General features: G+C 36.1%; 27 protein-coding genes and 5 riboswitches. Of the genes, 5 read left to right on the top strand and 22 right to left on the bottom strand.

The features are described 5' to 3' along the window. Positions 1-68: 68 nt before the first annotated feature. Positions 69-174: riboswitch (SAM riboswitch) on the top strand. Positions 175-261: 87 nt separating this feature from the next. From NSS97_RS04050 to NSS97_RS04040, 3 genes are read left to right on the top strand one after another with little or no spacing between them, the layout of a single operon-like run. After that, a complete protein-coding gene (locus NSS97_RS04050) occupies positions 262-1,374 on the top strand; it encodes a substrate-binding domain-containing protein (protein WP_107887850.1) in 1,113 nt (370 codons plus the stop codon). Beyond that, positions 1,371-2,858, top strand: a complete 1,488-nt coding sequence (locus tag NSS97_RS04045; RefSeq protein WP_107887915.1) for a sugar ABC transporter ATP-binding protein — start codon at positions 1,371-1,373, stop codon at positions 2,856-2,858. Before NSS97_RS04050 ends, NSS97_RS04045 begins: the two co-directional genes overlap by 4 nt. Next, positions 2,842-3,837 carry an ABC transporter permease gene (locus tag NSS97_RS04040; protein WP_001054978.1) on the top strand — a complete coding sequence of 332 codons (996 nt, stop codon included), beginning with the start codon at positions 2,842-2,844 and terminating at the stop codon, positions 3,835-3,837. Before NSS97_RS04045 ends, NSS97_RS04040 begins: the two co-directional genes overlap by 17 nt. A 27-nt stretch (positions 3,838-3,864) precedes the next feature. Here NSS97_RS04040 and NSS97_RS04035 read toward each other — a convergent pair whose 3' ends face one another. From NSS97_RS04035 to tenA, 21 genes are all read right to left on the bottom strand, one after another. Further along, positions 3,865-4,137 (bottom strand): sugar ABC transporter ATPase, encoded by a 273-nt coding sequence (locus tag NSS97_RS04035; RefSeq protein WP_107887849.1) that lies wholly within the window; start codon positions 4,135-4,137, stop codon positions 3,865-3,867. 48 nt (positions 4,138-4,185) lie between these two features. After that, complete coding sequence (locus NSS97_RS04030; RefSeq protein WP_000432819.1) at positions 4,186-4,389, bottom strand: hypothetical protein; 204 nt, start codon at positions 4,387-4,389, stop codon at positions 4,186-4,188. A gap of 127 nt (positions 4,390-4,516) precedes the next feature. Further along, a complete protein-coding gene (locus NSS97_RS04025; protein WP_044444609.1) occupies positions 4,517-5,371 on the bottom strand; it encodes a patatin-like phospholipase family protein in 855 nt (284 codons plus the stop codon). A 149-nt stretch (positions 5,372-5,520) separates the two neighbouring features. Then, complete coding sequence (kdpDN, locus tag NSS97_RS04020) at positions 5,521-6,675, bottom strand: KdpD-like non-kinase potassium sensor (RefSeq protein WP_100248418.1); 1,155 nt, start codon at positions 6,673-6,675, stop codon at positions 5,521-5,523. Between the two features lie 56 nt (positions 6,676-6,731). Then, entirely contained in the window at positions 6,732-7,313 is a 582-nt protein-coding gene (gene kdpC, locus NSS97_RS04015) for a K(+)-transporting ATPase subunit C (RefSeq protein WP_016101775.1), read from the bottom strand. 16 nt (positions 7,314-7,329) lie between these two features. Beyond that, positions 7,330-9,420 (bottom strand): potassium-transporting ATPase subunit KdpB, encoded by a 2,091-nt coding sequence (gene kdpB / locus NSS97_RS04010; protein ID WP_341111643.1) that lies wholly within the window; start codon positions 9,418-9,420, stop codon positions 7,330-7,332. Between the two features lie 13 nt (positions 9,421-9,433). Further along, positions 9,434-11,101: a potassium-transporting ATPase subunit KdpA gene (gene kdpA, locus NSS97_RS04005; protein WP_088294126.1), complete on the bottom strand. Its 1,668-nt coding sequence runs from the start codon at positions 11,099-11,101 to the stop codon at positions 9,434-9,436. 19 nt (positions 11,102-11,120) lie between these two features. Next, the gene (kdpF, locus tag NSS97_RS04000; RefSeq protein ID WP_000972378.1) at positions 11,121-11,201 is read right to left on the bottom strand and encodes a K(+)-transporting ATPase subunit F; all 81 of its coding nucleotides are present in this window, start codon (positions 11,199-11,201) and stop codon (positions 11,121-11,123) included. Beyond that, a complete protein-coding gene (locus NSS97_RS03995) occupies positions 11,198-11,302 on the bottom strand; it encodes a SipW-dependent-type signal peptide-containing protein (protein ID WP_000887888.1) in 105 nt (34 codons plus the stop codon). The genes kdpF and NSS97_RS03995 overlap by 4 nt, the downstream gene beginning before the upstream one ends. A 95-nt stretch (positions 11,303-11,397) precedes the next feature. Then, a riboswitch (cyclic di-AMP (ydaO/yuaA leader) is annotated at positions 11,398-11,543 on the bottom strand. Between the two features lie 262 nt (positions 11,544-11,805). Beyond that, on the bottom strand, positions 11,806-12,036 hold the full coding sequence (locus tag NSS97_RS03990) for a hypothetical protein (protein ID WP_061675212.1): 231 nt from the start codon (positions 12,034-12,036) through the stop codon (positions 11,806-11,808). A 16-nt stretch (positions 12,037-12,052) separates the two neighbouring features. Then, complete coding sequence (locus tag NSS97_RS03985) at positions 12,053-12,439, bottom strand: hypothetical protein (RefSeq protein WP_131929383.1); 387 nt, start codon at positions 12,437-12,439, stop codon at positions 12,053-12,055. Positions 12,440-12,532: 93 nt separating this feature from the next. Further along, a riboswitch (cyclic di-AMP (ydaO/yuaA leader) is annotated at positions 12,533-12,680 on the bottom strand. 557 nt (positions 12,681-13,237) lie between these two features. After that, positions 13,238-14,059, bottom strand: coding sequence for a bifunctional hydroxymethylpyrimidine kinase/phosphomethylpyrimidine kinase (gene thiD / locus NSS97_RS03980; protein WP_107887843.1), 822 nt, complete (start codon positions 14,057-14,059; stop codon positions 13,238-13,240). A 6-nt stretch (positions 14,060-14,065) separates the two neighbouring features. Beyond that, positions 14,066-15,085, bottom strand: coding sequence for a thiazole biosynthesis adenylyltransferase ThiF (gene thiF / locus NSS97_RS03975; RefSeq protein ID WP_107887842.1), 1,020 nt, complete (start codon positions 15,083-15,085; stop codon positions 14,066-14,068). Beyond that, a complete protein-coding gene (gene thiG / locus NSS97_RS03970) occupies positions 15,078-15,848 on the bottom strand; it encodes a thiazole synthase (RefSeq protein WP_107887841.1) in 771 nt (256 codons plus the stop codon). The genes thiF and thiG overlap by 8 nt, the downstream gene beginning before the upstream one ends. 2 nt (positions 15,849-15,850) lie before the next feature. Further along, positions 15,851-16,054 (bottom strand): sulfur carrier protein ThiS, encoded by a 204-nt coding sequence (gene thiS, locus NSS97_RS03965; RefSeq protein ID WP_001049509.1) that lies wholly within the window; start codon positions 16,052-16,054, stop codon positions 15,851-15,853. Positions 16,055-16,069: 15 nt separating this feature from the next. Next, positions 16,070-17,179: a glycine oxidase ThiO gene (thiO, locus tag NSS97_RS03960; RefSeq protein ID WP_107887840.1), complete on the bottom strand. Its 1,110-nt coding sequence runs from the start codon at positions 17,177-17,179 to the stop codon at positions 16,070-16,072. Continuing rightward, the gene (gene tenI, locus NSS97_RS03955) at positions 17,172-17,792 is read right to left on the bottom strand and encodes a thiazole tautomerase TenI (protein ID WP_044444600.1); all 621 of its coding nucleotides are present in this window, start codon (positions 17,790-17,792) and stop codon (positions 17,172-17,174) included. Before tenI ends, thiO begins: the two co-directional genes overlap by 8 nt. Positions 17,793-17,802: 10 nt before the next feature. Further along, entirely contained in the window at positions 17,803-18,804 is a 1,002-nt protein-coding gene (locus NSS97_RS03950; protein WP_002140427.1) for an ABC transporter substrate-binding protein, read from the bottom strand. Further along, entirely contained in the window at positions 18,801-19,553 is a 753-nt protein-coding gene (locus NSS97_RS03945) for an ABC transporter permease (protein ID WP_341114600.1), read from the bottom strand. The genes NSS97_RS03950 and NSS97_RS03945 overlap by 4 nt, the downstream gene beginning before the upstream one ends. Beyond that, positions 19,553-20,302 (bottom strand): ABC transporter ATP-binding protein, encoded by a 750-nt coding sequence (locus NSS97_RS03940; protein WP_341111634.1) that lies wholly within the window; start codon positions 20,300-20,302, stop codon positions 19,553-19,555. Before NSS97_RS03940 ends, NSS97_RS03945 begins: the two co-directional genes overlap by 1 nt. Then, positions 20,271-20,966 (bottom strand): thiaminase II, encoded by a 696-nt coding sequence (tenA, locus tag NSS97_RS03935; protein ID WP_107887838.1) that lies wholly within the window; start codon positions 20,964-20,966, stop codon positions 20,271-20,273. The genes NSS97_RS03940 and tenA overlap by 32 nt, the downstream gene beginning before the upstream one ends. An 89-nt stretch (positions 20,967-21,055) precedes the next feature. After that, positions 21,056-21,159, bottom strand: a riboswitch (TPP riboswitch). 60 nt (positions 21,160-21,219) lie between these two features. After that, positions 21,220-21,332, bottom strand: a riboswitch (TPP riboswitch). A gap of 259 nt (positions 21,333-21,591) precedes the next feature. Here tenA and NSS97_RS03930 point away from each other — a divergent pair. Both NSS97_RS03930 and NSS97_RS03925 read left to right on the top strand, forming a co-directional pair. Beyond that, positions 21,592-22,752: an SH3 domain-containing protein gene (locus tag NSS97_RS03930; protein WP_002010641.1), complete on the top strand. Its 1,161-nt coding sequence runs from the start codon at positions 21,592-21,594 to the stop codon at positions 22,750-22,752. A gap of 5 nt (positions 22,753-22,757) precedes the next feature. Then, positions 22,758-23,090, top strand: coding sequence for a hypothetical protein (locus tag NSS97_RS03925; protein WP_002010638.1), 333 nt, complete (start codon positions 22,758-22,760; stop codon positions 23,088-23,090). A 241-nt stretch (positions 23,091-23,331) separates the two neighbouring features. On the opposite strand, the gene NSS97_RS03920 is transcribed toward NSS97_RS03925, so the two are convergent. Next, the gene (locus NSS97_RS03920; RefSeq protein ID WP_002125318.1) at positions 23,332-24,483 is read right to left on the bottom strand and encodes a DUF3965 domain-containing protein; all 1,152 of its coding nucleotides are present in this window, start codon (positions 24,481-24,483) and stop codon (positions 23,332-23,334) included. Positions 24,484-24,712: the final 229 nt, after the last annotated feature.

Here is a 24,712-nt window from a genome sequence, read left to right as displayed (position 1 = left end):
TATTTACAAAAAAACATTTGACAACAGCATACACTTATGGAATAATTCGAAATAGTTAAATATTCGATGTCTTATCAAGAGCAGGTGGAGGGATGAGCCCTACGAAGCCCGGCAACCGACCCATTTATGGGCACGGTGCTAATTCTTACAACACATTGTGTTGAAAGATAAGAGTAATATGATAAGACGTCTTTTCTATATGAAAAGACGTTTTTATTTTCACTCCCTCCTCTCTTTTCTTAATTTAGGAGGGATTTTTTTATGAAAAAATTATGTTCCACCGTACTCATTATTCTCTTACTCGCATTAACAGCTTGCACAAATGAACAAGATGCTATCTCTTCACAAAAGCAACAAACGGTGAAGAAAGAAACTACTACAGCAGCAAATCATTTACAAACAGAAATTTCAAGCCAAGTAAAAAAGCCATTAAAAATCGCATTAATTATGCAAATGTCCATCGGAACTTTTTCCTCTCAATATATTGAGGGTGTCAAAAAACAAGTCGAGCTATTCGGCGGCAGTGTGCAAGTCTACAATTCTGATAATGATTTAGCAAAAATGGCAGCAAATCTAGATACTGCTATTAATTCAAAAGTTGATGGTATTTTAATTGATCACGGTCGCTCTGAAGCACTAAAACCCGGAGTAGAAAAAGCATTACAAGCGAATATTCCTGTAGTTGCATTTGATAACGACCTACGCTTACCAGGCGTAACGATTATTGATCAAGATGACTATAGTCTTGCATGGAAATCATTAAAAACGTTAGCGGAAGATTTGAATGGACAAGGGAATATCGCCGTCGTATGGGTTGGCGGATTTGCCCCAATGGAACGTCGCAATATTATCATTGATGCTTTTTATAAACGTTATCCAAATATAAAAGAAGTTGCACGCTTTGGTACCGCTAGTAATAACACACCACTCGATACGCAAACACAAGTAGAGGCTTTACTAAAAAAATATCCGAAAAAAGGTGATTTACAAGCTATTTTCGCTTCGTGGGATGAGTTTGCTAAGGGGGCCGTCAAAGCACTCGAACAAGCTGGTCGTATAGATATAAAAGTATACAGCATTGACTTAAGTAATGAAGATTTACAACTCATGCAAAAAGAAAATTCACCTTGGACTGCTACGGCTGCAACCGATCCAGCTGAAGTCGGTAAAGTTCAAGTGCGTTTCTTATACAAGAAAATCGCTGGTGAACAAACGCCAGATATTTATTCACTAGAACCTTATTTAGTAAAGAAAAATAGTTTGCCACAAGAAAATATAACGATGGATCAATTATCAAAACATATAAACGGTTGGGGAGACTCGAAAGATGCATATTCACCTTGGATGAAAAAATTAGAGAAGGAGAAAAAATGATGACATTCTCTCTTCAAAACATTACACATTCTTATCACATCTCTACCCCTGTACTAGAAAATGTTTCTATTAACATACAAAAAGGAAAAGTTCACGCTTTACTAGGAATGAATGGTGCAGGAAAAAGTACTTTACTAAAAATAGCAACTGGTGAAATTCAACCAGTTGCTGGGAATATAAAAATTGATAATCAGTCTATTTCCTTTACTTCACCACGCGATGCAAAAAAGCATGGTATTTCTTTCGTAACACAAGAAGTGGATCACGGACTTATTCCTGGATTATCTGTATTAGAAAATGTACTAATCGATCATTTAGCAATGCAAAATAAAGTACTATTTTCAAAGTCAAAATTAGTCTCACTCGCTAAACAACATTTGCAAACTGTACAGGCTGATTTAAATGTTTCGGAAGATGTTTCAAACTGCTCATTACATGAAAAACAATTACTTCTTATCGCAAGAGCTTTATCCAACAATACAAATTATCTTTTATTAGATGAGCCTACTTCTTCTCTTGGACCGAAAGAAGTTGAAACCTTCGGGCAACTATTAAAAGATTTAACATTGAAAGGAATTGGCATCATCTTAATTTCTCATCGTTTATCAGAGATTCGAAATTTCGCGGATGATGTAACCGTATTACATAACGGTAAAGTTGCACTTTCTGAAGCGATTACAAAGGTTACAGATCAACAAATTGTGGAAGCGATGACTGGAAAACAACTTACACTTCCTATTAATACAGCGCCAAAACGAGGGAACGAAGAATTATTTAAAGTACAAGAACTTCCATTACACAAAGACCATTCTCCCCTTTCTCTCACCGTACGGAAAGGTGAAACTGTTGTGATATACGGATTAATTGGCAGTGGCAAAACAACACTTGCTGAAACGTTATTTGGTACTCGTCATACTTATCACGCAGAAATAGATGGTCAAACAATAACAATTAAAACACCGCGAGATGCGATTAAAGCAAAGATCGCACTTGTACCAGAGGAAAGAAGAAAACAAGGCGTATTTCTTTCGGAAGATATTATAAGCCACACTAATTTACACCAATCAGGTTGGAGACGAAAGCAAACCGAAGTAAATAATGCTACTACAGCAATTTCTTCTTTCAGCATTTCACCCAATGACCCAAAAGCATTTATCCATTCACTTAGCGGTGGAAACCAGCAAAAAGTCTCCATTGCAAAGTGGCATGGATTCAAACCGAATCTATTTCTTTTGGACGAGCCAACTAAAGGTGTAGACATAGCTGCAAAACAAGACATTTTTCAATTCATTCGTAACATTACTGAAAACGGAAGTTCCGTAATTTACTTCACAGGAGAACAAGATGAAGCACTACATATCGCTGATCGCATTCTTATACTCGCAAACGGAGAATTTGTAGGTGAATACTTACCAGACGAACTATCTCCTGAACAGCTTTTACATTTATCTGAAGGGAGTTATTCCATTGAATCTCGTTCATAAAACAAAAACTAAGAAACTATATTTACCTACTCATCTTTTTTATCAATTTAGTACGATTGCTATCATTATAGGTGTTACAATTTTCTTCTCTATCGTCAACGATTCTTTTTTAACATATAACAATATTAGTGATATTTTACGTTCCATTTCTATCGTAACGTTACTTGCAATTGGTGTTACCTTTACATTAATTGTAGATGGATTTGATTTATCAGTCGGCTCTACCGCTAGTTTAGCAACCATTGCCGCTGCTTCCTGTCTCGTTTTATATCGACAAGAACTATTAGTCACACTCCTTGTTCCTATTCTTTGTGGGCTATTAGTTGGATTATTAAATGCACTACTCGTTATCCGAATTAAACTACCAGATTTACTAGCTACATTAAGTATCATGTATATCGTGAATGGACTACACTTAACATTTTCAAAAGGATCTTCTATTTATGAAGGAATGTCTGGTGCCAAAGGACATTTTATTCCATCCTTTTTATTTATCGGTCAAGGTTCTGTGTTAGGAATTCCAGTCCCTGTCATTATCATGCTTATCGTCGTTTTAATTGCATATGTATTTTTAGAAAAAACAACGTACGGTCGTTTCTTTTATATGACAGGTGGGAATCGAGAAGCTGCTAGACTAGCTGGTATTCCTACTGATCGTTACCGTGTATATGCTTATATGATTAGCGGTTTACTTGCCTCTATTGGCGGTATTATTCTATGTAGCCGCGTTGGAACAGGACAAGTTTCAGCTGGCGCCCCATTATTAATGGATGCAGTTGCAGCTGCCTATATCGGTTATGCAATGTTCGGTGCTAAGAAACCAAATGTCATCGGAACATTTCTTGGTTCCGTATTAATTGGAATCATATTAAACGGCCTTACAATGATGAACGTTCCTTATTATGCGCAAGATATCATTAAAGGCAGTATTTTAATTGCAGCTTTAGCCTTTTCATTTATTAAAAAGAAGCGTAAATAAAAAAGTAGCGCATCGAATTCCGATGCGCTACTTTCCTTTTGCAACAATCACACTAACTACTTTCAACGCAAAAAGCAAAAGACCGTTCGCTATTGCTGTAACACCTAAGAAGATTGCTATCATAAGCTCTCCCATTCCGTTATTAAATATAAAAATAATAGAAGAAATGAAAGCCAAAATAAACAATATGAACGCTGGTATATATTTAATAAAAGGCTTCTCAAATGATCTTTTAGAAAGAAGAAATGTAATTAACAATGTCATAATAAAAACAAAATATACCGCAAATAAAAAAGTCATATGAAAGCCTCCTCTACGACCAAACTACTTAAAAGAGGTTAGAAACCTTTAATATTTCTCATTTACCTGCAATTCTTTACTATACTTTTGAATGAACACTGATGAAATAACCATTACCATTCCTATACTAAAACCAATAAGCTGATCTAATAACATTTCATCATGAATGAACCAGCGCAGTAGAAATACGCCACCAAAAATAAGCAACATAGTAAATCCAGTATGTCTAAGCCCTTTATATACATTTTCCATATGTATCACCTCTCTACATACTTTTATCCATATTATACCATAACCCAAAAATGTATATAACCAACATTCGGTATTGAAACCAATAATAAAAAAGGCTGCAGAGAACTCCTTCTCCACAGCCTAATTATTATTTTTGCAAAAACGCCTGTAAATCTGCAAATTGTCTCTTTGCATCTTCATAGCCTTGCTCATATAAACTTTGTAATTTAGCCGTATCCTTTTCCATACGATCTACTTGAAGCGGCACTTCTGGGCGAATAACAAATAAATTACCCGCTTGCTCTTCTTTTTCAATGTAGTGAAGTGTTTCATTATACACTTCATAACGATTCAGCATCGTATTTACAAGGTTTGGATACTTCTTATAAGCCTTTGCTGCAATCCAACCAAATTTTGATTTTTTCTTCGCGTAACCATGATTTCTCGTCAAAATAACGACTGATTTTTCAAATCCATCTTCCTGTGCTTTACGAACTGGAATCGGATCTGAAATCCCGCCATCTAACAATTGCTTACCTCGGTAGTTTACTGCCGGTGCAATGAAAGGTAATGAACTAGATGCTTGCAATAAATTTAGTGCATCATCATTCGTTCCCTCTTTTTCAAAATAAACAGACTGTCCTGTTTCACAATCAGTTGTTCCTACAAGGAAACGCTCTGGACTATTAAAGTATGTTTCAAAATCAAACGGTACATGCTTTTCTGGAATTTCATGAAAAATGAATTCCATATCAAATAGCTGACGTTTTTTCCACAAGTTTTTATACGATAAATACTGCGGATGTGATGCATAATCAATATTTACTGTTTTATTTCTATTTCTTTGTCTGGAAAGATACGACGCTGCATGACAAGCACCAGCTGATACACCAATTACATATGGAAAATATAAATCTTGTTCCATAAAATATTCTAATATCCCGCCCGTATATACACCACGCATACCGCCGCCTTCTAATACTAACCCCGTATTTTCAAGCATGTTATTCTCTCCTCTTTATATATATTGACTCTTTAATTATTCACTATGTTAAGTATCTTTTTCTATTATATATGAGTTCTTTCAGAAATTATATTCAAAAGGCTTGAAATAAAGAAAAATAGAGACTCCTCAACAATCCAGTCTCTATTCTAAGCTCTTTGATCAGCAACGATATGAATATCAATATACTTCGTTTGTCTCATAATTTCATTTACAATAGAACCTTTTCGTATTTCTTCCCACCGTGTTCTCGCCGATTGCCCAAGTAAAACTTGTGTCACCTGTAGTCTTTTTGCAACTTCAATAATAACATCAGCGGGCTTTCTTCCCTTTGCTTCTTCTAATACAAAGCTCGCATCAAATTGATTCGTTAGCGATTTCCATTCTTCAATCGTTTGCTTTTTGCCTGCTGAAATAGAATCTATATTTTCTCTTTCAACGTTTAACACATACAATTCAGCATTTAGCCGATCAGCCATGCGCCAACCTCTCCGTATTAATTTCTCTGCTGTTGAACTGTATTGTACACAAACGAGAATTTTTTCTTTCACACCGATCGGTTCTATTACTGTTTGGCTAATTTTCTCATCCATATCATCTGCAACTTCTCGAAGTGATAACTCTCTTAATGCCCCTAAATTATTTATCGTAAAGAAGTTTTGTAAGCTTTGTTGAATTTTTTCTTCCTTATATATCTTTCCATCTATTAATCTCTTCCGGAGTACCTCAGGTGTTGCATCAACAAGCTGAATTTCATTTGCTTTTTGTAAAATAAAGTCTGGAATACGCTCTCGTACTTTGACATTCGTAATTTGAGCTACAATATCATGAACGCTTTCTAAATGTTGAATATTAAACGCTGATAATACAGATATACCGGCATCTAACAATTCCTGCACATCCATGTAACGTTTCTTATTTTTCGACCCGGGAATATTACTATGCGCAAGTTCATCCACAACAACAATTTGTGGTGCCCGCTTTATAATTCCTTCTACATCAAGTTCATAAAATACTTTCCCTTTATAATCTATTTCTTTTAAAGGAACTTTTTCTAAATCAGCAATTGCTTCTTCCGTCTCTTTTCTACCGTGTGTTTCAATTAAACCAACTACAATATCAATACCGTCTTTTTTCATCTCTCTTGCATCAAATAGCATTTTATAACTTTTCCCAACTCCAGGTGCAGCCCCTACGTATAGCTTTAACTTTCCGCGATTTTGCTGCCGAATATATTCTAAATACTCTTCTGGCGTTCGCCTTTGAAACGTCGGTTTATAGTCATCCGCATACAAAACACTCACAACCTTTCTTTCGAAACAACGCTACCTCAATCCGTTAGATTGAGGTAGCACTGTTACTATTTCATTAATTTCTGCAATTCTAAATTTAGCTTTAAGACGTTTACACGATCCTCTCCAAATAAACCGAGTGCAGCTCCTTCTGTTTGATCCTTAATCAATTGATCTAGCTTTTCTTTCGGAATATTCGTTAATTTCGAGATGCGATCTACCTGTACGGAAGCCGCCTTCGGACTAATGTCAGGATCAAGCCCTGAACCTGAATTCGTCACTAAATCTATCGGTACTTCTGTAACTGGAACGGCCCGGTTTTGTTTCTTCCAGTCATCAATACTTTTCTCAACTCGTTTTGCTAAATCTGGATTAGACGGTGCATAGTTATTTGAACCAGATGCTTCTGCTTTATATTCTATACTAGAGACACGTCCATGAAAATAACGTGGATCTGTGAAATTTTGACCGATTAATTTTGAACCAACTACTTCATCTTTATCATTATATATAAGACTTCCATCCGCATTATCCTTCATTACCGCTTGCGCAATACCAGTTACAATAAGCGGGTATACGAGGCCGCACAAAACTAGAAATGTAAAAGTAATACGAATAATTGGTGAAAGTATACTTTGTTTTTTCGCCATCTTTTTCCCCTCTTCCTTATATGAACAAGCCGACAATTATATCAATTACTTTAATTCCAATGAATGGAACGATAACTCCACCAAGCCCATAAATGAGTAAGTTTCGGCTAAGCAATGCATTAGAACTCATCGGTTTATATGCAATACCTTTCATCGCTAACGGAATTAGTAGTGGAATAATAACTGCATTAAATATTAATGCTGATAAAATCGCTGAAAGTGGCGATGTTAATTTCATAATGTTCAATGCTTCCATTTGCGGAATTGCTAATGTAAACATCGCTGGAATGATTGCAAAGTATTTTGCTATATCGTTTGCAATACTAAACGTCGTTAACGCACCTCGTGTCATTAACAATTGCTTACCGATTCCTACAACCTCAATAATTTTAGTTGGATTCGAATCTAAATCGATCATATTTGCTGCTTCTTTCGCAGCTGTCGTACCACTATTCATCGCTAACCCAACGTCAGCTTGCGCTAATGCCGGGGCATCATTTGTACCATCACCTGTCATCGCTACAAGTTTCCCTTTTTTTTGTTCTGCTTTAATAACCGCAATTTTATCTTCTGGTTTACACTCAGCAACGAATTCATCTACTCCTGCTTCCTTTGCAATTGTTGCTGCTGTTAACGGATTATCACCTGTACACATAACCGTTTTAATCCCCATTTGGCGCAATTGTTCAAAACGTTCACGCATACCAGGTTTCACTGTATCCTTTAAATATATTAAACCGTAAATACGATTGTCTACTGCAACTACAAGTGGTGTTCCGCCTTCTTTTGAAATTAAATCTGCTTTTTGATTCACATCTTTTGGAATCATCCCGCCTTGCGATTGAACCCATTCAATCACGGCACCAACAGCACCTTTTCTCACTTTCGTTCCGTCCTTTAAATCAACACCACTCATTCTCGTTTCTGCTTTAAACGGAACAAATTCACCTTGTTCTGCAAGTTCTCTATTATATGATATAGATTTCGTTTGTACATATTCTATAACTGATCGGCCTTCTGGTGTTTCGTCTAAAACTGAGCTAATCGCCGCCCATTTTCCTACTTGCTCAATCGTTTCATTCCCTACAGGGAGCAGTGTATGTGCCATCCGGTTCCCGAAAGTAATTGTACCTGTTTTATCTAAAATAATCGTATTAATATCACCCGCAGCTTCTACTGCTTTCCCTGACATCGCTAATACATTAAACTTTGTTACGCGGTCCATCCCAGCAATACCAATCGCTGATAATAACCCACCAATTGTCGTTGGAATTAAACAAACTAACAATGCTACAAGTACAGCTGTATCAATTTGAAACCCTAAATAGTTTGTAAAAATCGGCAACGTCACAACGACGATTAAGAAAATTAGAGTTAAACTCGTTAATACTGTATTTAAGGCAATTTCATTCGGCGTTTTTTGACGCGCAGCTCCTTCTACTAAAGAAATCATTTTATCAATAAATGATTCGCCAGGGTTACTCGTAATTACAATCGTAATCTCATCACTTACGACCATCGTACCGCCTGTTACTGAACAAAAATCGCCACCCGCCTCTTTTATTACAGGAGCTGATTCCCCTGTAATTGCAGATTCATCGACAGACGCTAAACCTTTAATTACTTCACCATCATTTGGAATCATTTCTCCTTGTTTTACAATAACAACGTCACCTTTTCTCAGATCAGTTGCTGAAACTTGAACAATATCTCCATTTTCTTTTACAACATTTGCAAACACATCTTTCTTCGATTGTTTTAAAGAATCAGCTTGCGCTTTACCACGCCCTTCAGCTAAAGCTTCTGCAAAGTTAGCAAATAAAACTGTAAATAATAGAATGAGAGAAACTGTTATATTAAACCACCCTGGTACACTACTAGAACTACTTGGAAGAAAGGATAAAATTAACGTAATGATAAATCCAATTTCCACAACGAACATAATCGGATTCTTTATCATTACTTTCGGATTCAATTTCGCAAAGGATTGTTTCATCGCATGTGTCACGATATCACGATCCATCGTTTTCGCTTGTCTAACCTCATCTTCTACAGCATGTATTTGTGATTCATTTACTCTTTTTTCTTTTACTACTACCGGTCTCATCATTTACCCTCCATTACTTCAATGTAAGAAATTCTGCAATTGGGCCAAGTACTAACATCGGGAAGAATGTTAACGCACCAACAATTACAATTGTTCCGATAAAGATCCCTCCAAATAAACCATTATCCGTACGGAATGTCCCGACTGTTTCTGGTACTACCGTCTTCTCTTTCAGTGAAGCTGCAACAGCTAGCATAGTAATTAAACTGAAATAACGTCCTAAAAACATAACTAAACCAGTCGTAATATTCCAAAACGGTGTATTGTCTGCTAAACCTTCAAATCCAGATCCGTTATTCGCAGCTGACGATGTGTACTCATATACAACTTGCGTTAAACCGTGGAAACCTGAATGAGAAATTGCATCCGTTCCTAAACTTGTTGAAAGAGCTAATGCCGAAAATCCTAAAATAAGCAATGGATGAAATAATATCGTTACCGCAATTAATTTCATTTCCTTACCTTCAATCTTCTTACCTAAAAACTCTGGTGTCCGTCCAACCATTAACCCAGATATAAAGACTGCAATAATTGCATACATAATAATGTTCACAAATCCTGCTCCAACACCGCCGTATACTGTATTTAACATCATATTTACGAGTGGTACTAAACCACCAATTGGTGTTAACGTATCATGCATCGTATTCACGGCCCCTGTTTCAGCAGCTGTCGTTACTGTTGCGTATAGTGAAGAAAATACTGTTCCAAATCGTACTTCTTTTCCTTCTGTGCTTCCTTGCACATGTTCGATACCCATTCCATTTAACACTGGATTTCCATGTAATTCAGATGTTGTAATCGTTATAAATCCTAGTAAAAACACCATGAATAGTGAAACGAAAAGGATACGACCTTGTTTTTTATTTCCTACCATTCGTCCGTACGTAAATGGAAGTGCTGTTGGCAATAACATCATAAGCATCATTTGCAAAATATTACTCATTTGCCCTGGATTTTCGAAAGGATGTGTAGAGTTTGCCCCGAAAAATCCACCGCCGTTATTTCCAAGTTCCTTAATTGAAACGAATGATGCAACTGGACCACGTAAAATACTTTGCTTCGCACCATCAATTGTTTGTGCTGTAACTGCTCCGTCTAACGTTTGTGGTACACCAAGTGCGACAAAGACTAACGCCGCAATAAATGCGATAGGAAGAAAAACTCTCGTTAATGCTCTCGTAAAATCAACGAAAAAGTTACCGAGTTCTTTTCCAGCGAGTCCTCTTATAAAAGCCATAACGAGCGCTAACGTCGTTGCTGGTGCTGCAAACATTAAAAATGTAATCCCGATTAATTGTGATAAATAAGACAAACCATTTTCACCGCTATAATGCTGTAAATTTGTATCAGCCATAAAACTAATTGCTGTATTAAAAGCAAGCGTAGGCTCCATTCCCTCAATATGCGCTGGATTTAGCGGCAGCACACCTTGTAATCTGAAAATGAAATATACAACAACAATCATAAATCCGTTGAGTAAAACGAGTGATAATGCGTACTGTTTCCACGTTTGATTGTATTCTTTTACACCCGTAATTTTAAAAATAAGTTTTTCAAAAGGCCCGAATACTTTATCTAGCGTTTTGCTACCTTGAAAAGCTTTTTCTAAATAAATCCCCGTTGGCTTTGCTACTAGAATAAACAAGAGCATTGTAATAACGACTGCAACCCAAATCATAATGAATGATTCCCCCTAATTAAAACTTTTCTGGATTTAATAATGCGTACACTAAGTACACCGTAATCGCTGCAACAATAACCGATAAGGCAATCATCATGATTGCTTCCCTTCTTTCACAACTTTATCTGACCAACTTGCAAGACTTGCCATTGATGCGACTAACCCAACAAAAATACCGATCATTACAACATCTAACATAACTACCCCTCACCTTTTGTTAAAATTTACCATTTAGTTATCAAAAAAAGAACACTAAGCTCTACTTAGTGTTCGAAACGAACAACACAAAGTAAACCTCCTCTCTAAACGCTTACGAGGTTAGCTGTCGGATTCGGGCCTAAAGAGTAGCCCTACTTTCAAAATTGAAAGATTCACCCCAAGTGACAATGCACAAAATTGGTTCCCCCGCTCCATTTCTGGAACTCAGCGATTTTAGGTTTTTTTTGGAAATTTCATGAATGATTTATGAGAGTAAATATACTCCTCTATATTTAACTTGTAAAGAGGAGAATTTCTTAAAATACGAAAACATTCCGTCATTTAAGCGTTTACATTGAGTGTTATTAATATTTTTTCATCTGTTTTCTTGTCTTTTCTTTCTTTTTCATAAAAATGATCTTTTAAATATGAAATAAAAAGAGCGAATTACATGAAGTGCATAGCTTGTTGCACTCAGCATTCGCTCTTTTTTCATTCAACCTTTATTCTCCACGCAAAAAAGCACGCAAATTTCTCCCTCGAATATAAACTTGTGATAATTCTGCATGTAACTGCTCATATTCGGTAATATCCGTCTCTAAATACAAAACATCTTTTGATGGTAATATAATATATGGCCCTGGAAAAAGAGGATCGAGCACTACCAATTCGTGAACTCTCTCTACCGATATCGCCCAACGATTCGCTATATCTCCTAGTAACAACACTTTCATCTTCATTTCCCCCACCTTATTCAAAAAATAAAAAAGAAATATTATCACAGTTCGTAAACACTACAAATTTAGCTCCAATTGTTTCATAGAGCCTGGCCGGATAGCGTTTATTCTTTGTAACAACAGTAATAGGCGCTTGAAAAGAAAAACGAATGTGTTCTGTGAAGAAACTAACTATCGGAAGCTCATCCCCTAGTAAAATCACCTTCTTAATATGCTCGCAAATACTAGTAAAATCCTGCTCCTTAGTACAGCTATAAGTCCAATCAAATCCACAATTTCTAACTTGATCTGCTATCTCTTCATTTGCTGTAAAAATAATTAACTCATGCTGAAATGCTACTAGCTCTCTTAAACTCTTTACCTTGTTTTTTTCTCCAACACAAATAAGTGTTAGTTCCATGTACCTCATCCTCCTTAGCATAAAAGAACTCAAACATAGATTGATATTCTCCTATACTAATCAGACCGATGAAGTGATGTATCCATCATGGCACCGTCCTCTCTCAAGACGCTTACGAAGTTAGCTGTCGGATTCGGACTTTGAGAGTAGCCCTACTTTCAACATTGAAAGATTCACCCCTAGTGACGACGCACAAATTGGTTCCTCCGCTCCATAAATTTGAATTCAGCGTATTACAAAAAATGTATTCTGGCTGATATATTACTCCTGTATTTGGAAAAAGTAAACAATGAAAAATCCTTAAAATGGATTTTTCATTGTTGCTAGACATTATAAATATTTATATTCAATAGGAATTTTCATGAGTCGTATTGTAATAATACTAAATAAAGAAATGATTAAAAATCAAACGTGAAACGAGGATGCTATATGACCGAGGATAAAAAGAATAATTTTATTAAAATAATAAACATTCTAAGTAATTCGTTACTTTTAATTCTAGCGATTTTAGTTACTATTACTAGTTATACTGAATTCCGTACTACACTAGAAATCATTTTTTAAATTTCTTGTTTGTTATTAATTTATAGTAAATACTTAAGTAATAATAAGAAAGCTATGATTCCATACCTTATATTTTTAATATTAATATCATCACACCTTTTATATACTTTATTTATCTAAAAGGGCGCATTTAAACAAGATACCCCAATCAAATTCACTACCATATATTAAACTTCTATTAATCATTAACGTTAATAACCAGTGAGGATATAGCCCCACTGGTTGAATTTTCACTTATGCACGCGCTTTATTCAATTTATATGCAAAATGATTCGTCGGCCCATGACCACTTCCAATATTCAATGGCTCTTCAATCGCTATGCTAATAAATTGTTTCGCCTCTTGAACTGCCTCTTCAATTGAATACCCTTTAGCAAGTCCTGCTGTAACTGCAGACGCAAATGTACACCCGCTTCCGTGCGTTTGCTTCGAAGGAATTCGTTCACTTCTAAATTCAATAAACTGCTCACCATCGAAGAGTAAATCAATTACTTCATTACCTTGATATTCTGCATGTCCGCCCTTCATAAGAACATATTTAGCACCTAATTCGTGCAATACTTTTGCAGCTTCCTTACTATCTTCTACATTATGAATCTCCATTCCAGTTAACACTTCTGCTTCAGGAACATTCGGTGTTACAACAGTTGCTACTGGCAATAAATATTCTTTTAATGCTTGTACTGCTTCTTGTTGTAATAATGACGCACCGCCTTTAGCAATCATAACAGGATCTAGCACAATATTATTCCAGCCAAATTTCTTAATATGCTCTGCCACAATTTGAATAATTTCACTACTAAATAACATTCCCAGTTTTACAGCATCTGGCGTTAAATCCGTACCAATTGAATTAAGCTGCTCCGTAATCCCTTCTAAAGAAACAGGATATACCCCTTGAACGCCTAGCGTATTTTGAGCAGTAATTGCTGTAATAGCCGTCATTCCATACACACCAAGCTCTTGGAATGTTTTTAAATCCGCCTGAATCCCAGCGCCGCCTCCGCTATCAGACCCTGCAATTGTTAAAGCTTTATTCACTTTCATCCCACTCATCCTTTTCTACCCAAAATAGCGATGATAAATTGTTTTCGCTTCGCTTATATCTTTCGTGCCATGTACAAGTACACGGCCATCTTTAAAAGCAACTAATCTCTTTTCTTCAACCGAAAATGATAATAAATATGAATTTACATTCAAATCATTCACGCGATTATTCAGCAATTTTTTATATTGTTCAAAATCCATTTCCTCTTTATGAGGTGGTCTAATTTGAACTGTATTTCTCCCGCATAACACTGCTGTTTTTGAAGTGTTTTCCTTATTTAAATACGGATATACTGCCCGTTCACCACACGATAGACAATTATGTTTACGAAGCTTTTGCACATTCATACATGAATACTCATTTTTCCATACATCAAATGATACAAGTCCCTCTCGAAGTGATTCGTAATCTTCCACTAACAGTTTAAGAGCTTCCGTTACTTGATGAGAAACGACAAGAGATACAGCAGGTGATATAATACCCGCTGTATCACATGTCGCTCCGCCAAGCGGAATCGATTGTAATAAACAAGATAAACATGGCGTTTTTCCTGGAAGAATAGTATAAGAAAGCCCGTAACTTCCTACACATGCCCCGTAAACCCATGGAATAGAATATTTTTGCGATACATCATTCACAATGAAACGTGTTTCGAAATTGTCAGTCGCATCGATGATTACATCAACATTTGTAACGAGTTCTTCTAACTCTTCAGCCGTTACATCCTGAACGAGAGCTTCTACTCTTACTTCACTATTAACCTCTTCTAGACGTTTTTTTGCCGCTACAGCCTTCGGAAGATTATTCTCTACATCACTCTCTGCATACAATTGTTGTCTTTGTAAATTACTCCAATCGACATAATCACGGTCAACAATTGTTACTTGACCAACGCCTGCTCTTACAAACATCTCTGCGTTTGCACTACCTAATGCGCCTGCACCGATAATAAGTACATGCTTTGTTCTTATCTTTTGTTGCCCTTCTTCCCCAATTGGAGAAAATAGCTCTTGGCGAGAATATCGATTATTCAACTACGCTCATTCCTTCTAAAGGACTACTTGCTGTTGCACAACGTTTACGTGCAATACGACCTGCTTCAAACCCTAATCGTCCTGCCTCAATACCTAATTTCATTGCGTATGCCATTTTAATAGGATCGTTCGCTCCAGATACTGCAGTATTCAATAACACACCATCCGCTCCTAATTCCATCGCAAATGCCGCATCAGCTGGGCTACCAACACCTGCGTCAACGATAACTGGTACTGTCGCTTGTTCAATAATGAAGCTTAAATTTAATGGATTTACAATACCAAGTCCTGATCCAATTGGTGATGCTCCTGGCATAATCGCATGCACACCAAGTTCTTGTAGTTTGCGTGCTAATACAACATCATCAGATGTGTAAGGAAGAACGATAAATCCTTCTTCTAGTAACATTTCAGATGCCTTTAACGTTTCTACTGGATCAGGTAATAACGTTCTATCATCACCAATAACTTCTACTTTTATCATGTCACAAAGTCCAGAAGCTTTTGCTAATTTTGCAATACGAACAGCTTCTTCAGCATTTTTTGCTCCTGCTGTATTCGGTAGTAACGTATATTTTTTTACATCAAGTTTCTCTAATAAATTAGGCTGCTTCGCATCAAATATATCCATACGACGTACTGCGAATGTTAAAATCTCAGCCTCAGAAACATCAATTGCCTTTTGCTGCACATCAAAATCAGGGAATTTCCCTGTTCCTAATAAAAGTCTAGAATGAAATGAAAATTGTCCAATGTTTAACATAATCAACCGCCTCCTACGAAAGTTACAATCTCAATTTGGTCCCCATCAAAAACAGATGTATCGTTATGATCATCTTTTTGTAAAATATCTTTATTACGTTCTACTACAACAATTCTGTTATCTAACTCTAAATGTGTAAGTAGCCCAGCTACTGTTTTTACACTCTCTGGTACTTCAATTTGGTTACCATTAATTTTCAAATTCAAACTTCCATCCCCTTTCTAAACCGTTTTAGAAAGCAATGAATCTAGCAAGTGATTCTCCTGCTTCCCTTCTATTAAATCAGCCATATACTGACCAGAAACAGGACTTAATAAAATGCCGTTTCGATAATGTCCAGTACAAGCATATAAACCTTTTATTTCCTCATGCTCTCCCATATAAGGAGCTTCATGATTAGACTGCGGTCTTAACCCAGCCCACGTACTTTCCCATTCTGCTTCTTTTAAAGCAGGCAATATTGTGTAGGCACGCTCTAATATGGAAGTAATACTTTCTGGTTGTACAGACTTATTAAACGTATGAGGCTTCATCGTTGCCCCAATCACATAACGGCCACCGCGCTTCGGCGTAATATAAAACCTCTCCTGGAAAATAGGAGCTTTCAACAGAGGTTTCCTGCTTCTTACTGCAACAACCTCCCCCTTAACAGGATATGTACCCCAATCACTCTGAAAATAATGTAGCAATTTCGTACTCCATGATCCTCCGGCGATAACGACTTTTTCACATGTGATTACACCTTCGCTTGTCACAATTCCAGTCACTTTATTATTTTCAATACGAATATCAACCACTTCTGTTTGTTCATATATATCAGCTCCGGAAATTGCTGCAGAATGTGCGAATGCTTTCGTAAGCTCTGGTGCAATAACGTGACCATCTTTCGGATAATATACCGCTCCTATAATTGACTCGGAAAGAAACGGTTCTTTTTCCCGTAAATGGTCCCCCGTTAGAAATCGGGAATCTTCACCTGTTTTCTGCTGCCAATCCATAATATGAAGAATTCTTTTCTTCTCATCTTCATTTTGAGCGATGCGATAAATGCCCTTTTCTTCATACCCAATATCGATGCCTGTTTTTTCACGTAAAACTGCTGCAAGTTGTGGAAATATAGCACGGCTTTCTCTAGCAAGCTCAAACAACGGATCATATGCATCCCATTCTGCCTGAACACCGAGCAAACCAGCAGCTGCTTTCGAAGCTTCAGATGCGATTCTTTGCTTCTCTACAATCGCTACTTTATGCCCTCTTTCTGCTAGAAAGTGTGCAACTGAACTACCAATTACACCTCCGCCAATAATCGCTACATCATACTTCTTACACATGTTTTTCCGCCCACTTTCTTATTGATTCCTTATAAGATTTCGCCTTGCTATACGGATTACTACTGCTTATAATCCCGGACATAACAGCAATGCCACTTACACCATTTGCAAGAACATCACCTGTATTTTCAGGGATAATCCCACCAATTGCAGTTATTGGTATGGATAAACAACTTGCCATATGAGCAATTTCTTCTAATCCTCTCGCTGGCACACCTTTTTTACAATCTGTCGGAAATACATGACCATAAACGAGTGAATCTGCTCCATTTTTAAATGCTACTATCGCTTCATCTAAAGAATGTACTGAATAGCCAACATGCAAATAAGAAAACTTTTCTTTCACCGACCTTACATCTGCGCTTCGATATCCTAGCTGCACACGCGGAATATTTAATAGAATAGCAATATCAATTCGATCATTTATCACTATCTTCGATGCTGGAAAGCCTTTCCCCAAAAGACTTTCCACACCTTCATACAATTCCTTCGTACTTTTCTCACGCTCACGAATATGCAAATAATCGATCTCACTCTCAATTTGCATCGCTACATTCACTAACTCTTCGAATGGCATATGGCCATTTGAGATTACATGGAGCTCATTTTTCATATTCATTCGCCTACTTTAAAATGTTTTCAAATAATTCATCGGCTGGAACGATTTCTTTCGTCATTCCTTTGTCTTTCAACCATTTGTTTTGTTTCTCCCATGACTCTTTTGAATCCGATAAGAATGGCTCATCTTTCGTTTCCATCTTCTCTAATAAAATTTTCATACTTTCTTTTTCAACTTCTGGTACAAGCGGGAAGTTTTCTTTTTCTTGATGATCTAATAAAATATTTAATGCTTCATCGGGTTTTTTCTTCATAAAGTCATACCCTTTTTGTGCCCCACGTAAAAAGGCTTGCAATGCTTCTTTATCTTTTTTCAACGTTTTATCACCCGTTACAAACACAAGCTCATGATAGTTCGGTACACCATAATCTGCTGGATTAAAGTATGCTGGTTCATGACCTTCATGACGCATAACAGGTACTTCATGGTTAATGTATGCTCCTGTTACCGCATCCACTTTTTTCGTAATTAATGCTGGTACTAAATCAAAGCCAACATCGACTACTTTCACTGTATCTGGATTACCACCAGCTTCTTTTACCATCGTTTTTAAATACATCTCACTTAAAGGTGTTCCAGAATATCCAACTGTTTTCCCCTCTAAATCTTTTGGCGATTGAATGCCTGCTGACTTCAGTGATACAACATGATTTAACGGTGAACGTACGACAGCTCCAATTGATTTCACTGGAATTTGTTCATTTGCTTTTGCCATGACAACATCTGGTTGATAATACAAACCAACTGTCACTTTCCCTGCCGCCGCTAGCGTTAATGGATCAGTCGGATTAGAAGGGAATTTAATATTCACCTTGACTCCTTCTTCTTTAAAGTATCCTTTTTCAATTGCCGTATAAATAAAGCTATGTACCGCATTCGGGTACCAATCAAGCATTACTGTTATTTCTTTTTCTGATTTATTCTTATCTGATGCCGAGTTACTCGAACATCCTGCAATCATTGCAACTAATAATGTAAACACAAAGATGCGTTTTAATAATTTCATGAATGTTTCCTCCAACTAATAAATTTCTTTTCTAATATCGAAACAAGTATGACGAAGAAAATAGCTAATAATGATAACAATACAATTGGTGCAAATACACCAGCTCCGTCTAACTGCGTCATCATTCTTTTACTGAAATATCCAAGCCCAGCTTGTGCACCGAGCCATTCACCAATCGCTGCCCCAATAACGCTAAGTGGTATCGCAATTTTTAACGCTGAAAAAAAGTAAGGAAGAGCAGATGGCAACTTTAGCTTTAGAAAAACATCTTTTTTCGTTGCACCATATGTAACTAATAGCTCCTCCCATTCTTTTTTCGTACTGCGCAGTCCATCATACGTATTGACCGCAATTGGGAAAAACGTAATTAAAACGGTAACAACAACCTTACTCCAGATGGTATATCCAAACCATAAAACGAAGAGCGGTGCAAGCGCAGTGATCGGGATTGTTTGTGAAGCAACTAATAACGGATAAAATGCTCTTTCCATCCACGTACTCGCATTCATTAACATTGCTAGCCCTACGCCCAGTACGATAGAAATAACAACGCCTATTGAAACGACGTACAACGTTGCAGGTAAATGAACCGTAAATAATATATCTTTCAGCGCCCATATCTTCATTACAATTGCAGAAGGTGATGGCAAAATGTACATCTCATCTACAATTCTTGCTCCTACTTCCCACAGAGCAAGTAAAATTCCACTTAATATAAGGGCAGGTAATAACTCCTTCAAACGATTCATCATACGAGTACCTGCCTTTGTAACATACTAAGGAGCTCTTCTTTAAGCGCTAACACTTCAGGCATATATAAATCTTTTCTTGTTCGGTTACGATCAAGCGGCACAATTCGCTCAGTTAAAGTTGCTATCGGTTGATTTTCTACAACCAAAATTCGATTAGAAAGAAACAATGCTTCTTCAACATCATGAGTGATAAATAAAATTGTTTTTTCCCACTCTTTCCATTGTTCAAACAACCATTCTTGCAAAGATGCCTTCGTTAAAGCGTCCAATGCGCTAAACGGTTCATCTAACAATAATATCTCCCCGCCTGTTAATAAAGTTCGGATAAAAGATACGCGTTGCCTCATACCACCAGATAAATCTTTCGGATATTTTTTCTCGTACCCTTGTAAACCCAATTTATGTAACAGTTCTTTCGCTTTTACTTGCGCTTCTTTCTTCTGCACACCTTGGCACTCTAGCGGCAGGGCCGCATTCTCAATAATCGTCCTCCACGGCAAGAGCATATCTTTTTGGGGCATATACCCTACAGAATGACTCTTTGTTTCTGTCAGCTCTATCTGTCCAGTACTTGCCTCTTCTAAGCCTGTAATAAGGCGAAATAAAGTACTTTTCCCGCATCCACTCGGTCCGATAATACTTACAAACTCTTTATCTTGTATAGAAGCATTTAATTCATTGATGATTGGTTTCTCATCATAATGAAAGGAAACATTATGAAACTGTAGTATGTTCTTGCTCCTCAAAACCCCACATCTCCTTACGATAAGCCATATCCCAGAATAAATATTCAAATCGGCTGGAATATAAGAAAATCTCCTCTAATCGGTCTAGCTCTTTCTCTGACTTTCCAACTGCCATTTCATTTAATAAATCTATTAACCAAATACAAAGGTTACCGTATTCTTCAGAACTATATCCTTGAATCCACTCTCCAAAGAACTCATGATCGCTTGCTCCAGGAATATCATTTAAACGCTTTCCAATCTCCCAATAACTCCACATACATGGAAGTAAAGCTGATATTAATTCAGCAATTGTGCCATTTTGAGATACAGACATCATGTAATTTGTATATGCTAAATTTTTAGCAGATGGTTTCGCAGATTCCATCTCTTGTACAGAAATGCCAAGTCTTTTTGCATACTGTTTATGAATCGTCATTTCACCATTTAAAATCCCATCAATTTGCTCTGCAAATTTTGCCATAACTTGTGGATTCGTTGCCTTTACAACCCCAATTGCATATAGCTTTGCATAATCTAACAAATATAAATAATCTTGAACAATATAGTACTGGAATTTGTCTTTTTCCAACGTACCATCCCCCATACCTACTACAAACGGATGATTATGACTTTTCTCCCAAACAGGCTGCACCGTATCAAATAATCTTTCACAAAATTTCATTAATAATTCCCCTTCCTATATATCTATTTATCTCAATAAAAAAACCACTTCTGTATAAAAGAAGTGGTTACAGCAAATAAAATTATAATTTATTCGTTGTTCCACTTCCCTTCGCTAGTATTATCTAGATCAGGTGTTGTAAGGGTTAAGGATTATTCCTCTCTCAGCACGAAAAGCACCCCTAGTGGTGTTAATATGAAATTTTCAAATAAAAAAGCCCCGTTTCTATACGCAAAGAAACGGGGACTCATTGTTAATGTCCGAATTGCTTCCCTACGCTAGCATAATCTAGATCAGGTAATAAAAAGGATCAAAGGCTTACGGCCCTACTCTCAGCTGGCAACACCAGCCCTCCTAGCAAACTATAAAATTATCACTGTCAGTATAACACCGCCATAAGACATCATCAACTGTTTTAATTTTCTTAATTGAGAATTAATTCTTAACATGTTAAACAAATATAAATGCGACCTCACAAATGATATATACAATATTTATATACGAATCTCTCTTCTGACATTATTTTTATTGATTTCATATTACATTTATGTGAATACGACCAATATATTATATCTTTATACTATAATAAAATTACAACTATACAACTAGAGGAGGTCTTTATTACATGAATATGAAAGCCACAGCTTTAACAGCAACTACTATCGCAATTGCTTCTTTACTTCCTTCTATGGGAGAATCCGATATACAAACAGCGGCTGCTAAGCAACCATCTACAGTAAAAACTGGATATGTAAAAATTGACAACGTTGCACTACATCAAAATAGCCATACAGACAGTGCAATAATTGATACCATTCGATTTAATAGCCCGGTTACTATTCTTGAAACAGTTCAAGATTGGTATAAAGTATCTGTTAACAACAAAACAGGCTATATGAAAAAAGATGCAATTCTATTCAAAAAAAATGTTCAACCAAAGTCTCAATATATCGTAAATGCAAACGCATTAAACGTTCGTTCTGAACCTAATACAGAGTCTTCTATTCTAGATATATTACCAAATGGTCAATTCATTACCATTCAAGGTGAACAAGGAGATTGGTACAAAATATTACATAACGGTCAAATTGGTTACGTACAAAAAACATTTGTATCTAATGGATCCACACCTCTAGTAAAAGGTGTAACAGTACAAGGTTCTCCTTCGTATACTGTTGCAACACCAAAATTAAATGTACGTAGCAATGCTAGCACAAGTGGCACTCTACTTGGCTCATTACAAAATGGTACACAAGTACAAGTAGTAGAAACGGTAGGTACTTGGTATAAAATTCGTTTTGGCACAGGATACGGATATGTAGCAAAACACTATGTAGTGCAAAATCAAAATCAAGCACACGCTAAAACAGCTCCACCTGCATCAATTCCAGCAGTTTTCAAATTCCCTACTCAAGGGAAAATCAGCTCCACTTTTGATATGCGCTGGGAGCAAATGCATTATGGTATAGATATAGCAGCACAAGGAAATGTCTCTATTCAAGCTGCTGCTGCAGGTAAGGTTGTGAAATCTTATTATTCGGCTAGCTACGGCAATGTCGTGTTCATCGCCCATCAAATAAATGGGAAATTATATACAACAGTTTATGCTCATATGAAGGATCGCACTGTACAAGCTGGTGATCAAGTACAAACTGGACAATTAGTAGGTCATATGGGAAACACAGGTCATTCATACGGGCAACATCTCCATTTTGAATTACATAATGGGGAATGGAATTTTGAAAAAACAAATGCAGTAAACCCACTGCCATATTTAGTTAGGTAAATTATATGCCACGCAATATACCTCTCTTTATTGAATACCTGGCCTTTTTAGGTTTAATCTGTTGTTTAATCATCTATAATACGAACACTGTATTTTTATCTATTATTATTGCTTTTGTTGCTTTAGAAATCATTATGGAAGCATTACAAATGCGGCTAAAACAAAAAATTGCCCATATTTATAATGTAATTTTTCTTTTAAGTGCTCTTATAACAAATATAATTAGTAATGGTTTTTATTTATCTACCGTACTTCCTGTATTCTTTATAGGTGTTTTATTATTCATAGCTAGATATGTTCATGTTCCTAATAACCAAAAACATGAACAAGAAGCTTAGAAAGAGGAGACACTGTGTACCAATCTTTCAAAGATAATCCAATGAAATATATATTGAATTTATATGAAAAAATGAATACTTTTTTTGGTATACAAGGAAGTTATACTGCACAATTTCTCCTTTATGGAATGTTATTTCTTATCTTAGTTACTTTCTCCTTGCTTTACTAACAAAAAAAGGATCTCACATAAACTTGAGATCCTTTTTAATTTATATTAATTTTTAATATGTAAAATATGGTTTATCCACAAGCATATTTTTCATAAATGAAACTAAGATTATATTTTTTCTCTAAGCTCATTCTTTGTTCATCGTCGCACCAATAGAAAAGAATATCATGAATCGTTGCATAACGTTTATTTTTAAGAAATAGTTTAAAGAATGATGGTAAACAATCATGTAATTGTATAAATATATAATTGCGTAGTATTTCTTCTTTGTATTCAATTCCCTTACAAATATACAGTAATTCTTCACAATAATATGCATGCTGTGGAACTTGGATCATTTCGAAAAATGGTACATATGATAGTAGCTTTCCAATAAAATGACCATACCGATCCATTACCCCTATCGTCATATGCTCCATCATTTCTTTCATCACATATAAATAATCATCTACATGAGTTGTCTTTAAAGGGTCTAATCGATCGGAAATTTGTGAAAGTACAGCTCTTTGACAAGCTAAAACCGCTTGACTAGGTCCATAATATGATAGGAAGTCTGTACACTTACGATACTTTCGTAATAAGTCATGTGTATATAAATCATACACAAAAGTATTACAATACATTGCCAGACTCATCATATCACTATTTAATTGCTCTTTTGACAGTAGCTTAGCTCGCTTACACATATAAAAGAATGTAAATTCCAATACTTCTTTATGAGATAATAGATGTTTGCAATCTGTTATACATTTCTCATTAAATTTAACTCGATCCCAAATTTCTACATCCTCAGCTGTTAATTCACCAATACGATATTTAATAATTAAATAGTTTAAAGCAACTGCTTTCGTCAAAAGATCCCATGTTTCATACTCCAATGAAGTTCGGACAAATTCATCTAGCCCTTGGGTTATCATAAAAGCATTTGCCTCTTCATACCAACCAATCTCTTGACATAAACGAAGAATACGTACTAGAGTTGGAATTTCATCTTTATGAAACTGCGGTAAATTCTTTACTTTATTCATGCCATATACGATAAATGGCGCTAAATTTTCTTCTTTATAAAATTCTTTTTCTTTCCATACTAATATAGTTCGCTCTTTCCCTTCACCTTTTGGATGACAAGGTACAAGCAAAGAAAATAACTCAGCGAAATCATTTGGTTCTATATATGTATCTGTAACCAAATTCCAATTTGGATCGCCCTGTACAGCCCTCATATAATTCCCCTTCCCTTTTTATCCCGCTATTTGCGGGCAGTAAGACTCCCACCTCAAAATTCTGCGAATGCGAGGAAGTTAGGTAGGAGATAAAATTGCCCATAAAAGCCCGATTGGTTCAACTAATAATTATTTTGGGATGGACACCCCCCAATAATTAAAGTTTCACTTTATCTATGTAGGAAATATTAATTCATTATTACATCATTAACAATGAATATTGTTATAT

Origin of the sequence: Bacillus sp. FSL R12-0074 (assembly GCF_038005725.1) — a bacterium.
Taxonomy (GTDB): Bacteria; Bacillota; Bacilli; order Bacillales; family Bacillaceae_G; genus Bacillus_A; species Bacillus_A mycoides.
The sequence above is the reverse complement of the archived record's forward strand: the minus strand, read 5'-3'. Positions and strand labels throughout refer to the sequence as shown.

Bases quoted from the DNA above. Each gene is read 5' to 3' on its own strand.
- NSS97_RS04050 (WP_107887850.1), top strand. From the start codon at position 262: ATGAAAAAATTATGTTCCACCGTACTCATTATTCTCTTACTCGCATTA.
- NSS97_RS04045 (WP_107887915.1), top strand. From the start codon at position 1,371: ATGATGACATTCTCTCTTCAAAACATTACACATTCTTATCACATCTCT.
- NSS97_RS04035 (WP_107887849.1), bottom strand. From the start codon at position 4,137: ATGACTTTTTTATTTGCGGTATATTTTGTTTTTATTATGACATTGTTA.
- NSS97_RS04030 (WP_000432819.1), bottom strand. From the start codon at position 4,389: ATGGAAAATGTATATAAAGGGCTTAGACATACTGGATTTACTATGTTG.
- NSS97_RS04025 (WP_044444609.1), bottom strand. From the start codon at position 5,371: ATGCTTGAAAATACGGGGTTAGTATTAGAAGGCGGCGGTATGCGTGGT.
- kdpC (WP_016101775.1), bottom strand. From the start codon at position 7,313: ATGGCGAAAAAACAAAGTATACTTTCACCAATTATTCGTATTACTTTT.
- kdpB (WP_341111643.1), bottom strand. From the start codon at position 9,420: ATGAGACCGGTAGTAGTAAAAGAAAAAAGAGTAAATGAATCACAAATA.
- kdpA (WP_088294126.1), bottom strand. From the start codon at position 11,101: ATGATTTGGGTTGCAGTCGTTATTACAATGCTCTTGTTTATTCTAGTA.
- kdpF (WP_000972378.1), bottom strand. From the start codon at position 11,201: ATGATGATTGCCTTATCGGTTATTGTTGCAGCGATTACGGTGTACTTA.
- NSS97_RS03995 (WP_000887888.1), bottom strand. From the start codon at position 11,302: ATGTTAGATGTTGTAATGATCGGTATTTTTGTTGGGTTAGTCGCATCA.
- NSS97_RS03990 (WP_061675212.1), bottom strand. From the start codon at position 12,036: ATGAAAGTGTTGTTACTAGGAGATATAGCGAATCGTTGGGCGATATCG.
- NSS97_RS03985 (WP_131929383.1), bottom strand. From the start codon at position 12,439: ATGGAACTAACACTTATTTGTGTTGGAGAAAAAAACAAGGTAAAGAGT.
- thiD (WP_107887843.1), bottom strand. From the start codon at position 14,059: ATGAGTGGGATGAAAGTGAATAAAGCTTTAACAATTGCAGGGTCTGAT.
- thiG (WP_107887841.1), bottom strand. From the start codon at position 15,848: ATGTTAAACATTGGACAATTTTCATTTCATTCTAGACTTTTATTAGGA.
- thiO (WP_107887840.1), bottom strand. From the start codon at position 17,179: ATGTGTAAGAAGTATGATGTAGCGATTATTGGCGGAGGTGTAATTGGT.
- tenI (WP_044444600.1), bottom strand. From the start codon at position 17,792: ATGAAAAATGAGCTCCATGTAATCTCAAATGGCCATATGCCATTCGAA.
- NSS97_RS03950 (WP_002140427.1), bottom strand. From the start codon at position 18,804: ATGAAATTATTAAAACGCATCTTTGTGTTTACATTATTAGTTGCAATG.
- NSS97_RS03945 (WP_341114600.1), bottom strand. From the start codon at position 19,553: ATGAATCGTTTGAAGGAGTTATTACCTGCCCTTATATTAAGTGGAATT.
- tenA (WP_107887838.1), bottom strand. From the start codon at position 20,966: ATGAAATTTTGTGAAAGATTATTTGATACGGTGCAGCCTGTTTGGGAG.
- NSS97_RS03930 (WP_002010641.1), top strand. From the start codon at position 21,592: ATGAATATGAAAGCCACAGCTTTAACAGCAACTACTATCGCAATTGCT.
- NSS97_RS03925 (WP_002010638.1), top strand. From the start codon at position 22,758: ATGCCACGCAATATACCTCTCTTTATTGAATACCTGGCCTTTTTAGGT.
- NSS97_RS03920 (WP_002125318.1), bottom strand. From the start codon at position 24,483: ATGAGGGCTGTACAGGGCGATCCAAATTGGAATTTGGTTACAGATACA.